The sequence below is a fragment of the Acidilutibacter cellobiosedens genome, from assembly GCF_004103715.1.
Classification (GTDB): domain Bacteria; phylum Bacillota; class Clostridia; order Tissierellales; family Acidilutibacteraceae; genus Acidilutibacter; species Acidilutibacter cellobiosedens.
The window spans coordinates 1,246,506-1,259,357 of the sequence record NZ_CP035282.1 but is presented as its reverse complement, the minus strand read 5'-3'; the positions used below and the strand labels follow the sequence as shown (position 1 = coordinate 1,259,357).

14 protein-coding genes are annotated in these 12,852 nt (G+C 33.5%); 1 reads left to right on the top strand and 13 read right to left on the bottom strand.

Annotation, left to right across the window (positions count from 1 at the left end; genetic code table 11):
- Positions 1-6: 6 nt before the first annotated feature.
- Genes brxC through EQM13_RS05925 form a run of 4 tightly spaced genes read right to left on the bottom strand, consistent with a single transcriptional unit; the run spans position 7 to position 5,027 of the window.
- Complete coding sequence (gene brxC / locus EQM13_RS05940) at positions 7-3,594, bottom strand: BREX system P-loop protein BrxC (RefSeq protein ID WP_128752230.1); 3,588 nt, start codon at positions 3,592-3,594, stop codon at positions 7-9.
- A gap of 12 nt (positions 3,595-3,606) precedes the next feature.
- Positions 3,607-4,197: a DUF1788 domain-containing protein gene (locus EQM13_RS05935; protein WP_128752228.1), complete on the bottom strand. Its 591-nt coding sequence runs from the start codon at positions 4,195-4,197 to the stop codon at positions 3,607-3,609.
- Positions 4,197-4,799 carry a DUF1819 family protein gene (locus EQM13_RS05930; RefSeq protein WP_161567182.1) on the bottom strand — a complete coding sequence of 201 codons (603 nt, stop codon included), beginning with the start codon at positions 4,797-4,799 and terminating at the stop codon, positions 4,197-4,199. Before EQM13_RS05930 ends, EQM13_RS05935 begins: the two co-directional genes overlap by 1 nt.
- Positions 4,800-4,817: 18 nt before the next feature.
- The gene (locus EQM13_RS05925; protein WP_128752226.1) at positions 4,818-5,027 is read right to left on the bottom strand and encodes a helix-turn-helix domain-containing protein; all 210 of its coding nucleotides are present in this window, start codon (positions 5,025-5,027) and stop codon (positions 4,818-4,820) included.
- Between the two features lie 210 nt (positions 5,028-5,237).
- Here EQM13_RS05925 and EQM13_RS05920 point away from each other — a divergent pair, with 210 nt between their 5' ends.
- Complete coding sequence (locus EQM13_RS05920; RefSeq protein WP_240662999.1) at positions 5,238-5,948, top strand: YoaK family protein; 711 nt, start codon at positions 5,238-5,240, stop codon at positions 5,946-5,948.
- A gap of 57 nt (positions 5,949-6,005) precedes the next feature.
- On the opposite strand, the gene EQM13_RS05915 is transcribed toward EQM13_RS05920, so the two are convergent.
- From EQM13_RS05915 to EQM13_RS18995, 9 genes are all read right to left on the bottom strand, one after another.
- Positions 6,006-6,791 (bottom strand): family 1 encapsulin nanocompartment shell protein, encoded by a 786-nt coding sequence (locus EQM13_RS05915; RefSeq protein WP_071140828.1) that lies wholly within the window; start codon positions 6,789-6,791, stop codon positions 6,006-6,008.
- A gap of 11 nt (positions 6,792-6,802) precedes the next feature.
- Positions 6,803-7,138, bottom strand: a complete 336-nt coding sequence (locus EQM13_RS05910; protein ID WP_071140829.1) for an encapsulin-associated ferritin-like protein — start codon at positions 7,136-7,138, stop codon at positions 6,803-6,805.
- A gap of 89 nt (positions 7,139-7,227) precedes the next feature.
- Positions 7,228-8,070 carry a CvfB family protein gene (locus EQM13_RS05905; protein ID WP_071140830.1) on the bottom strand — a complete coding sequence of 281 codons (843 nt, stop codon included), beginning with the start codon at positions 8,068-8,070 and terminating at the stop codon, positions 7,228-7,230.
- 79 nt (positions 8,071-8,149) lie between these two features.
- The gene (locus EQM13_RS05900; protein ID WP_071140831.1) at positions 8,150-8,890 is read right to left on the bottom strand and encodes a TIGR03915 family putative DNA repair protein; all 741 of its coding nucleotides are present in this window, start codon (positions 8,888-8,890) and stop codon (positions 8,150-8,152) included.
- Positions 8,890-10,194, bottom strand: coding sequence for a putative DNA modification/repair radical SAM protein (locus EQM13_RS05895; protein ID WP_071140832.1), 1,305 nt, complete (start codon positions 10,192-10,194; stop codon positions 8,890-8,892). Before EQM13_RS05895 ends, EQM13_RS05900 begins: the two co-directional genes overlap by 1 nt.
- A 93-nt stretch (positions 10,195-10,287) precedes the next feature.
- The gene (locus EQM13_RS05890) at positions 10,288-11,433 is read right to left on the bottom strand and encodes an MFS transporter (RefSeq protein WP_071140833.1); all 1,146 of its coding nucleotides are present in this window, start codon (positions 11,431-11,433) and stop codon (positions 10,288-10,290) included.
- A 188-nt stretch (positions 11,434-11,621) separates the two neighbouring features.
- Complete coding sequence (locus tag EQM13_RS05885) at positions 11,622-12,287, bottom strand: class I SAM-dependent methyltransferase (protein WP_128752225.1); 666 nt, start codon at positions 12,285-12,287, stop codon at positions 11,622-11,624.
- Between the two features lie 5 nt (positions 12,288-12,292).
- Positions 12,293-12,613, bottom strand: coding sequence for a nucleotidyltransferase domain-containing protein (locus tag EQM13_RS05880; RefSeq protein WP_071140835.1), 321 nt, complete (start codon positions 12,611-12,613; stop codon positions 12,293-12,295).
- Positions 12,583-12,774, bottom strand: coding sequence for a hypothetical protein (locus EQM13_RS18995; RefSeq protein ID WP_406565240.1), 192 nt, complete (start codon positions 12,772-12,774; stop codon positions 12,583-12,585). The genes EQM13_RS05880 and EQM13_RS18995 overlap by 31 nt, the downstream gene beginning before the upstream one ends.
- Positions 12,775-12,852: the final 78 nt, after the last annotated feature.

Sequence of the window (12,852 nt, the reverse complement as noted above, 5' to 3'; positions counted from 1 at the left end):
CCCCCTCTAAAACTCAATATTTAATATAGTACCTTCTTCAATTTCCTTTTCCAGCCTTTCTTTTAAGTCCCGCAGATATTTCTCCAAATCCTCTTCGGTTTCTATCTGCCATGAACTTGAAGGATTTATATCTCTGATACTTATATTACGCTGCTTTTTTACCGGATTTGCAATTTTATCCGTCCTTCCCGCTTCAACCGTTTTTTTAGGTTTTTCTTTTTCGGCTATGCGTTCCTGTTCTTTAGCGATTTCATTTAAAAATCTGATCTTTAATTTATCCGCTTCCGTTCTGCATCCGTTTAACCTAGCCACATTGTCGCATGACTCGGCTTTTTCGGTAAGATTATAAAAGGCACGTGTGAATTTCTCAAAAAATATTTCTTCCAGACCGCTTTGTTTCAATACTTCCATTACTCTCTTCTCAGCTTCACAGATTTCCGTTTTTACCGGTTCAAGTTCTTTGTCTAAAATTTCATTATAAATATTTGGAAATTTATTGTTAAGTTCGGGCAAATCTTTAATATTGTTATAAGGATAAGGCATTTTAAAAATGGTTTCCATTCTTTTTACGACGGATTCTATTTCTTCATTAATTACATAAGATCTGCTTTCTTCAAATATATCGATATATTTCTGAGTCTTATCCCATATTCCCTGCTGTTCCCCTCCAAAAAAAGCCTTTATCGGCAGATAATCCTCTGCAAAATTAAGATAATCTTCTTCACGGTTTTTCACATATCTAAATACATCTACAGCTTTGTCCATGAATATAGTCCCTTGAATCAATTTAATCCCGCTCATTACAATATATTTTCCGGGATAGGTATCGGTTCGGTATTCCCGCAATATCTTTTCCAAATTATCAACCATATCTTTGGCAAGTTTATTGAATTCCATCACCATAGTATCTGCATCTTCCGTAATAATAGTTATTTTAAATACTTCCTTAGCCACATTTTTTAAGTTTCTTTTCATATTTTCCGATATGATCTCTTTTTCTTCTATTAAAAACTTCTCGGCATAAACCCGTTTCGTAATATATTCGACGATTCTTTCGGAAGCTTCATTTAATAAAGAAACCATACTCCCATTTAAAGTAAATCTTATCAGCCCGTCTTTAAAACATTTGGCGATTATCCATTCCGTATCCGCATCTATAAAACCGTAAGGTGCTTTATTAAATCTGTTTTTTATCTCTTTCAATGAAATCTTGGCATGATTTTGGGTCCGAAGCCGTATATAATCCAATACTTCCCTTATGGCATTCTCGTTAGGCAAAGCAGTACCTAAAGTTATCTGACCGGAATTGTCCGATTTAAACAGATTATATATATCAACTTCATCCATAGGGTGAGTAATATAATTTAATTTATGATAAACCGTAGACACCATACGTTCCAAAGCTTCCGTCAAATTGTATTTGAAGTCTTTAGTGCTTAATTCCAACAAGTCGCCATTAACATAGAATTTAGCAGATTTTAATGATTCCTGCAAAAATAATTTCGCTCTTCCCTGATGTTCCCTCATTTCCTCCCGTTTCACCGCTTTTATTTCCTCAAATTTTGAAATATTACCAGCAGACGGAACGGATAAAAACTTCTCAATTTTCATGGACAAACTCAACTCATTCAAAAACCCCGCATCATTAGGTAAATCCACGTAGACATTCGGCCCGGCACTGCTTAGCAGACGTAAATTATCGCTCTGCCCATTTAATTCCGATCTTGGAGTAATTATCTTAACTCCGAAATCGAAAGTCTGATTTCCTTTATACGGTACGTCATCCACAAACCTGTTAAATCCAAAGGAATATCTGTTTTTAAAGTTTTCAACTTTAACCTTCTCTTCAAAATAAATATCGGCAAAAATGAGTTCCGAAACCTTCCTTATTAAATCGGTAAATTCAATATCCTGATTCTCTATCGAACGGTTAATTTCCTGTTCCTCATCGGTTAAAAAAATATATATATTACCGTTTTTTTGAACCAGCATTTGATCCACTAAAATATCCAAAGCTTCCTGTACTTTTTCTTTCAACGCCCTTCTGTCTTCATCTATATCGGACACCATTAAAGTAGTAATATTATCTGCATTTGCTTCAACTTCATCAATATATTTGATCATAAATAAAGCCTTTAAAACATTCACATTAAAATTATCTTCTTCATTATTCGGGTTTATACACTTATTTTTCAAAGCCCAAGAAATGACAACCGAATGACTGTGATCCAAAAACTTATTTAAGGCATCATAAAATATATTAAAAGGTACAATCGTACCGTCTCCTTTGTTCATCAGTTTTTCCGCACTTTCTTTAAACAGTGCAAGCATAGAACGCTCTCCCTCCGACAAATGCTTTCCGCTGGCACCATGCTGCCTGATGGAAGTCAATACATTGGCCAAAAGATTAAATTGATATGGTATAAAAGGATATACCTCACAAAAATCCTTTTTATCTTCATATAGTTTTTTTTCAGCAGTATCGTTAAAAATTATAAGATTTCTGATAATGGTTTCTTTATTCTCATAAAGCACCGATAAGGTCTCATTGGCAGTTTCCGTTTTCTTTAATATCCTGAGCTTAATAACTTCGTCCACATTGGCAGATGTTAAACTTATCCTCGTATCAAAACGACCTTGAATTTTCGAAAAATCCCTGCCTTTAACCTTTGTTACGGAATCTATATCCTGCTGAGAAGTTACTATAATCCAGGCTTTGCCTCGGCAAACGGTTCCCAAATCTTCGGTTATTGTTTGGAGATTGAGCATTAAATCCGTATTATCTCCGATATATTGACCCATCTCATCAACCAAAAAAATAATATGATGATTTTCTCCTTTTGACCTTAAATATTTATTTACCATTTGAGCAAATTCATCTATACTTATTTCATAAGGCCTTGTTGTACTCCTTGCCCAGTCTTTTGCCGTTTCCAAGGTCATAAACTTAATTTCCGCCAATGTCTTAATTACCCTGTCCTTAAAAAAGCTAAATTTGTGCCTGAATTCTATCCAGTCATCTCCCGTAATTTCTTTATACTTCTCTTTAAAAACCTCATATAACCCTTCCTCATTCAGCTGCCTTTCCAAATCGGCTACATAGGGATTTGTGCTAAAACCCAATTTTTCATTAAATACTTTTAAAAAAACATTAAGTATTGTATCTTTGCCCTTTTTCCCGGACGTTTCACTTTTAGAATCAATATTAAATAATATAACATCAGTAGGAATCGATGAAGCCAATTTCATATCGGCGACAACTGCGGGATCTTTAATTTTATTTTCATCTAAAAAATAATTTGCAGCCGGTTTTCCGTTTACCTTCCTATTCTCCAATAAATATGATAGGATTTTTAAAAAGTGGGATTTACCGCTTCCAAAAAATCCGGAAATCCAAACTCCCATTTTGTCGGTATCCCCATTAATTCCTTTTCTATAGCTTTCAAAAAAATCTCTGAAATGCCTCTGTAATTCGTCTGTTACTACATATTCTTCCAACTCTTGTTTCACATTGGCATCGTCATCTTGTCCAACTTTTATTACTCCTTTGATATCCCTATCAATAGGCTTAACAAACATATCCTTAATCAGCATAATACCCCTCCATTATTTAACCAGCGGAAACGCTCGGTAATAGTGATTGTCTTCAAATTCTGAAAACAATATTAAAGTCTGACCGTCATACTTTCCGGGATAAAACAATACTACCGGAGCCCTGTCAAAAACCTGACTCAATTTGTTTAAAATATCATGGGCACGAACAAAAGGAAATATCTTACCAACTCCTGTAATAAAAACTACCGCATTTTCGGGAGTATTCTCTTCTATATAATCGGTAAAAAAATTTCTGCTGTCATCCATATTCAACAATTCCGCTACAGAAATAATCAAATATTCCAGCCCGTATTCTTCCTCCATATTAATACATTTTTCAAGAAGGCCTTCTTTTTCTATGTAATCAATCATCAAATCATACAAATCATATACCAACAACTTATACCCAGTAATATTAGGATTATTCTTTTCTTTTAAATACTTGATATATTCTCTGACCTTTAATTCTTCTCTTTCAGAGTAATCAAATATATAATATCCTATCTCATTTCCCATCCCTTTATTTTTTCTGAAATCTTTTTTATCTATTTCTATCTGGATTTGATCTAAACGTTGTTCCAATGTTTTCTTCGATTCTTTCATTAAATTACCCCCGTCAATGCCTTTAAATATGGATAAAGAGATAGACTTTTCATTTTAATTTCCAATTGAAAATCCATGATAGGTTTATGATATGTTAAAATACCGTCCTTTTCCAGTAGGAGATTCGCCTCTTTCAAATAGGTCTTATAGGCTGTGGCCAATCTTTTTTTCGTTTGTTCCGTAAATCCCGCTACTTTTTTGCTTTGCTCCGACTTATTTTTTAAAAATATACGCGTACTGCTGTCTTTGAATTTTTTTGTCCCAAGGATAAGATTCTCCCTATAAACTTCATATATATATTCAAAAAATAACCTGTCGGTTAACATAATCCCCAACAAATTTATAAGCTTTTGATCCGAAACATTAAGATCAGAAAACAATTCTATAATATCTTTAGGAAGAGCTTGCGTGCGCTTAAAAATCTCTCCGATTATTTTCTTGCCGTAAGACGGAGACGGAGCCAAAAATATATTTTCTTTTACCTGGAACTCTTTGATTTCTGCTGCCGTCTTTCCTTCTTTCAACATCTCTATATATTTTTTAAACTCCTGAAACCAAAATCCCTTGCTGACAATGCCGGCACTGTATTCTAAATTCTTCACACTTCCACCTCTTCCCATTTAATCTTCTTCATATATTACTTCACAAATATCGCTGATTTGGCATTTTAGATAAGAACAAATTCTGACTAATATATCAAGAGATACATATTCATTTCTTGTTAGTTTAGACAATGTACTTGTACTAATCCCTACTTTTTCTCTCATTTTAGTTTTTTTAATATCCTTATCAATTAACAACTTCCATAATTTTTTATAGCTTACACCCATAAAGCACCTCTTTTCATTATAATTCCATTCTAACCAACTATATATATTATATAATACAAATATCGCATTCACAATTGTTTTTTTCGACTTCTCAATAACATCTCTTCTATCTTTCACTCATAATAGCTTGCAATGGACTTTCCATTTTGCTATAGTATATAAAGGATAAAGACTGCCTGTATTGGTTGTATAAAGAGGGTATTATATCAAATGAAGATGCAAAGCATAGAAAAAAAAGGCAATAAAAAATATAAATGGCAGATGTCTGAGTCCATCATAGTCGGAATTCTTCTTGCCTTTTCCGGCGGCTATATGGACGCTTACACATATATTTTCAGGGATCATGTTTTTGCAAATGCACAAACCGGCAATATCATCCTTTTAGGGATACATATCTTTGACGGAAATTATGTGGAATCCGTCCGATATTTATTTCCGATTATGTCCTTTACTGCCGGAGTATTTATCGCTCAAATGCTGTGTCTCAATTTTAAAAACTGCAAAAAGCCTCACTGGAGGCAGTTATCGGTTATTATAGAAATTATAATTATGACGGCGGTAACCTTCATGAACAGTTCCATGAACCTTTTGGCAAACAGCATGATTTCACTTGCATGTGGTATTCAGGTTCAAAGTTTTAGGAAAATACACAACAATTCTCTGGCTACCACTATGTGTATAGGAAATCTTCGTACTGCCACAGATCTGCTTTGCAGCTCTGTCTACAAAAAAGACAAGAGTTTGCTTTATAAGAGCTTTTTTTATTACGGTTTTATATTTGTATTTACGCTTGGTGCGGTTTTAGGAAAACACTGGGTTTCAATTCTTGGGCAAAAGGCCATCTTAGTCAGTGCGGTAATTCTATGTATAGTGTTTGTCTGCATGTTTATTGAGGAAGAGGAATTTAAAAAAAGGAAGTAGTAACACCGCATTGTTACCACTTCCCTTTAATTGCCGAAATAATATATTGTTCCAACTCTATAGGCTGTAATTTACAATCAAATTCTCATCTTTTACTCTGAAAGTAAAGGATTCGGTTATAAAGAATTTTACCTTCTCATTAGTGTGAGATTGATACCCTATGGAAAAATCTCTTCCTATAGTCAATTCCAAATCCTCATGATTGAAAGGCAACAAAATTGCTCCGTTCAATACATGGCTATAAACGATTTTACCTCCGATTAATTTTTCAATCTTTTTATACAATGGGTAGGAAGATTCTTCCGAGATAATTCTTCTATAAGCTTTTTCCCCTACTACTAAGGCAAAAGGCCCCTCTTCAAATTTTTCTCTCAATGTTATTAATCCTTTGGCAATTCCGTCCATAATACCTTCCGAACTTTCTCCAAAAGGAATAGTCGGATTTTGTGAAGATTTAATTAATCCTACTATTGAATCTTCTTCCAGTCCACTATATACTGCTCTATCTTCAAATAAGGCAATATTCTTAACAGCATCTTCCAAGGGCTTATAATCTATATCTTCTGCTCCTCTTAGAATATTATCAAGTTCCCATCTGTCCATTTCGAATTCGACTCTTGACTCCGTCAAGGGTAAAACTTTATAAGAACTGTAAGATACATTATCCTTGCTTTCAATTTTACCTAATCTGCCTTCTGTTAACACATTATAATCAAGGCCTTTAGGCCCGTTTACTCTGACCACTTTTCTCGCCGACAGATAAGCTTTAAAAACTTTTTTCGCTCTTTCGTCAATTTCCTTCCAAGCTTCCTTGCTTACCGGTGCAATTTCTCTGTATAGCATAATATCCCTCCTTATTTTAAATCTCCTATGTCAAGTTGAGACTCTGAATCAGCTTCACCTTTTCCTTCCAAGTCTACAACAGAGCCATCTTTGAACAAATAAGTTCTAAGTTCTTCATCCCATCCGGACATATTTCTCCTCAACCATTCTAATGTCATACATGCATGTTCAATTTCTTCGTCTCTGTTATGAGCCATTATACTTTTCAATTCGGCATCCTGAGATACGGCTACCCTTTGATTATACCAATCAACTGCCTCAATTTCTTCCTTCAAGCTGTTGAGTGCTCTCACTATATTTCTGTCCTTTTCACTTATCAATTCTACCGGTTCATGATATTCACTCATATACAATCCCTCCCATATTTTTTATCATCCTTTAATTTATTACCCTTCTTAAATTCCATTAAACACAGGATATTTTAATTTGTACACTTTCATTTAATCCTTATACCGTTTTTAGTGAATTGAATCTTCTTCTCTTTCAGTAATTTCCCTACAGATTTCTTAAAAGCAGTTTTGCTCATATGCAACTCTTTTTTTATATCTTCCGGAGAACTTTCATCATTAAGTGATAGTACTCCCTGGTTATCTTCCAACCTTTTTAAAACTTTCTCTGCATCTTCTTCTATTTGAATATGGGGTGTTTCTTTAATGGTCAAATCCAATTTTCCATTCTCTTTTACCTTTATAATTCTTACATCAACTTCATCCCCTGCTCTATATACTCCATAAAGTTCTCTCATAGGAATCAGTCCGTCATATTTATTATCCACTGCCACGAATGCTCCTATATCTTCATTGATACTATATATCATTCCCTTAACTCTGTCATTTTCTTTATATGGAGGGTCATTCTGAAGAAAATCCTTGATTTTCATAGTAGCACACAGCCTATCGCTTTTATCTATGTATACACCTACAAGATACTTTTTTCCTTTTTGCACTTTATAAATCTGCTCTCTAAAAGGAAGAAATAAATCCTTTTCAAGCCCCCAATCTAAAAAAGCCCCAATTTTAGTTATTTCCACTACCCTCAGAAAACCTATTTCGCCTAAGGCAATTTTCGGTTTTGACGTAGTAGCTATCATCCTGTCCTCCGAATCCCTGTATATAAAAACTTCTATTTCATCCCCTACTTTTGCTTCCTTAGGAATTTGTCTTTTCGGGAGTAAAACGTCCGACTTATTTTCATCACTGCTTCCCTTCACATTTAGATATACTCCTACGGATGTATATCTTTTAATCTCCAATTTTTGAATTTTACCTAATTCTATCATCACACACCATCCTCCATCTTTTCGTCTATTAGTTATTATATCATAGCTTTATGTAACAGATATCAAAATTCAATATTTATTAAACTTTCTTTTCAATCAAGTGTTTCCAATATCTTACCGGCATATGATTTTTCTGGGCTTTAAGGTTTACCCTTGACTTTATTGAAGCACTTACATAATACTCCTTCCACAGCTCTTGGTATTTTTTTTCTTCTTTTAAAAATTCAAATGGCCTTTCCAAAGACAAATCCGTTATAACCCACTCTTTCTTATTATATACAACAGCTTCACTTCTCTTTAAATCATGAATAATCCAATATTCATCGGAAAGTCTTTCTACAAAATGGGAAGCCAGCAATCCCACAATATCATTATCCGGCTCTATCTGAGCATAGTATACCCCATTATTGGTACATTCAAAACGTACCAGTCCAACGAACAGCTGAACTTCTCTTGTTACTCTTCTACATATTTTATAGACTGAAAGAACGATGTCGTCAGATAAATTTAAATTCACATTTTTCCCAATCTTCCAACCTTTCCTTAAATATTTATATATAACCGTATCCTTATCCTTCGTTTCAGATAAAAATACATAAAAACAATTTTTAAGAGCATCCTCCGATATTTTTGTCCTGATAGACTCATAAACTTTTGCCGCTTTGTTCCCATCCGTATTTATGTACACCTTATCAACAAACATACTTTCTTGCAATTCAACTCTTGAAATTATCCTGTCGGGAATTTCTTTTCTGTAATAGGAATCATATATAGCCGTCAAAAGTCCTTCAAAACTGCCGTCATAGAAATAACAAAGCATTATACTTCCTCCCCTATTACCTTTATATTGTTTTCAGGTAAGATAATACTGGGATAGACGGAAAACATGGAAAGCTGCTCTCCTACAATATTGGAGCTTTTTTTATCCTCATATATCAGACTGTTTCGTATTGCAGACTCATCCATATTTTTTATACCATAATATTTCCCATTGCAGGTTATAAAATACCTTGCTCTCTTCATTACGATTCCTAATTTTCTTAAATCATCAAAATTTAAAGGACAGAACCTTCTTGCCGCTACTATCTTTCGAGCTGATTTTACTCCTATTCCCGGAACCCTTAAAAGGGTGTTATAGTCTACTCTGTTAATTTCTACAGGGAAAAATTCTAAATTTTTTAATGCCCAGTTACATTTAGGATCAAGAGCCAAATCAAAATCCGGCTTTTCTTCATTAAGTATTTCAGAAGCATGAAAACCATAAAATCTTAACAGCCAATCAGCCTGATAAAGCCTGTGTTCTCTTATTAAAGGAGGAGAAGACACGGCTGGAAGATTCGGATGATGTGTTACCGGAACATAAGCGGAATAATACACTCTTTTCAGCTTGAATTCATTATATAAAGCCTCGGAAAGTCTCAGTATTTTCAAGTCGTTATCCGGTGTAGCCCCTACTATAAGCTGTGTAGTCTGACCTGCAGGTACAAATTTTTGAGAAAATCTGAACTTTTTCTTTTCTTCCGAATATTGTTCCATTCTGTAATTAATAAAATTCATGGGAGTTAATATGGACTCCTTTTTCTTTTGAGGAGCCAATAACTTCAATCCTTTTTCCGATGGCAATTCTATATTTACACTCATTCTGTCTGCATACATTCCTGCTTTTTCTATTAAATCGTTATCCGCTCCCGGTATGGTTTTAAGATGAATATATCCGTTAAATCCATAATTTTCTCTTAATTTTCTCGCTATATCGGTTAAAAGTTCCATCGTATAATTAGGACTTTTTAAAACTGCCGAACTTAAAAAAAGCCCTTCTATGTAATTTCTTTTATAAAAATTTATTGTCAAATCCGCCACTTCATCCGGTGTAAAACTTGCTCTGGGAATATCGTTGGAACGCCTGTTTATACAATATGCGCAATCGTATATGCAGCAGTTGCTCATAAGGATCTTGAGCAAAGATATACATCTTCCGTCATCAGTCCAGCTGTGACATATTCCATACATACTTGTACTGCCGAATCCTCCCTTTTTACTTGTTCTCCTGCTTCCGCTTGAGGAACAGGATACATCATATTTGGCAGCAGCCGATAAAATTTTCAGTTTATCCGATATTTCCATAATATCACTCCGAAATTTTAATTTTCCTATTCGTTATAAATATAATAACATAGAACATATGTTCGTGTAAATATATATTCTATGTTATTTTAATTATTTATTCTTTTTCTTTCTAAAAAATATAAGAATTAAAATCAGTGCTAATATGTTAAGCCCGGCGCAAGTTCCGATTGCAATATTCAATGAAAAATCCGATGCTTTTCCCACCGCTAAATTTGAAATGCTTCCTATTATATCTCCTACCATGGCATAGGATGATAAAAAGGTTGCCCTGTTAGCTACAGTAATACTCCTGTTCTGTATGGTGTTCGACAGAGGCTGGGTAACTGCAAAAGCTCCTTCTATGATGAATATCATCAGTACAACTAAAATTCCGTTTTTTAAATAAATCAAAAATATATTTGCACCTATTATCATAGAAATTAAGACTATATATAACTTTTTGGTTCCGACTTTTTCATTTAATTTATAAGCTCTTGCGGATAACAAGCAGGCAATCTGCATGAATGCAGTCAGAAAACCGAAGTATTTCATATCAATACTGCTTCTTAAATATATGGGCTGATTTAGATAAACGCATATGGAATGGGTACTTTCGGAGATTAAAGCCATGGATATTAAAAATATGATTATATTTTTGTTTTTCTTTAAGACTTTAATATTATCAGTCAGACTGATTCTTTGGGACTCAACATGATGAGAACTGTCTTTAAGAAAAAAAGAAATGAAAAAAGCTGCCCCGTAAGGAATGATAGTTAATAGTGCAGTTAAATCCATAGAATATTTCACTATAATGGAATTAAGAAAAGAAGCCGCTAAAAAACCGCCGGCAGAAGAAGCATTATATAAACTGAAGGCCCTGTTGCTGTCCATTTCATCTACGGAAGTATAGATAAGAGCTGAATCACAGCCTGATATCCCCGATATGGCCAAAGCCAAAATAATCCTTTCAAATAAAAATCCGTCAAAAGAATGAGCAGAATAAAATACTATTTTAGATAGGAAAAACAAGAAAAAGGATATAATCAAAGTCCACCTGTAGCCGATTCTGTCGGCAATATATCCCCAAGGAATTTCAAATATAAATAAAAGTATTACATAAACCGTTTCTATTACAAATATATCGTTTAAAGATAGCCCTCTGTTCTGTCTGAACAAAGTAGATATAGGACCATAAAAAACCAATCCTTGCAAAAAAGCTATAATGCAAAGAATATGGATATTCTTATTTTTATTCAATTTCAACACCTCCGTTAATTGCATGACAAAAAAACCTGTTTTTCAGGAAAATTATTTTTATTCACATAAAAAAACTCATACAATTAATGTGGAAGTGCAGCCATCGTCAGACTCTCCTTAAATGAAAATTAATTTATCATATGAATAATTATATCATAAAGTTAGATTTATTAAATAAGATTAATTTTTTAATATTTTTTATGAAGGATAAGATTGAAATGTGTTGAATAATAGCCTGTATTTTCTATGTCATATTCGGTTTGTTCCAGAGGTGGAACAACAAAGTCAAAATTCTTAAAATAATTTCTGATATCTTGAATATCAACATAAAAATGGGGAACATTCCGTTCCGTATCATCTTCATTACGCAAAATAGTATTTTCATCAATACGTCTATAATTATCTGCATTTTTAAAGGACCAGGTATTTTTCGATATAAGTGTGATAAACAACTCACCATCTGATTTTAAAACGCGCTTAACTTCCTCAAGAGATTTTAAAAAGCCCAATGTATCCGTATGATATATCACATTGTAATCTATTATACAATCAAAGCTGTCATCATTGAAAGGAAGATTTAACATGTCACATGTTTCTGTTTTAATATTCAATTTTTCTTTCTCTGCCCAATCGTTGAGATAATTTAGAGCAAATTCTGACAAGTCAACAGCATTTACACTAAACCCCTTTTTAGCAAAATAAATTGAATGTCTGCCAAGCCCGCAGCCTAAATCCAAAAATTTGTTAAACCCCTTAGATTTCCATGACTCGGCTAAATAGCAAGATTCAATTGAAGGCGTCAGCCAACCTTCATTCTTATTCTTGCTCCAATCCCAAGGCTTCGACTTTATCATATGTCCTACACCACCTGTATTCCGGTATTCATTATCTCTCTGGCCAATGGATTAGATGGGTTGAAATCAATGGTTCTAAATGGACGAGGCTCAAGCCTATAATCTATTTTTCGTCTTAGCTTCATTAATAGCAAAGTATCTTCTATTATATCTCTACCAAAATCGTCCCCTACTATAGCTATATCTATATCGCTATCTTCCGTATAGGTTCCTTTTGCACAAGAACCATATAAATAAATATATTTTACATCTATTTCTTTTTCTATTAACTTCCCATAATCTACTATTATTTCCTCTACTCTTCGTCTATTATTGAAAGAAGCCATGCTCTCAACTCCTTTATCTTCTTAATATTAGCTGTAGTAAATTTATAATCACATTTTTTATAAAAGCTTTGCTTGTAATCAGGATATCTGGCATTTATGTTAAAAGTTGTAATAATATTTAATGTATCTCTCTGTTCTTCTGTAGTTTCAAGTTTAACTATTTCTGCTAATCTTAATAAATCATGTATTTTATATAAATTTTATTAACAAATAGCTATGATGACTGCTGAAAAATTTTC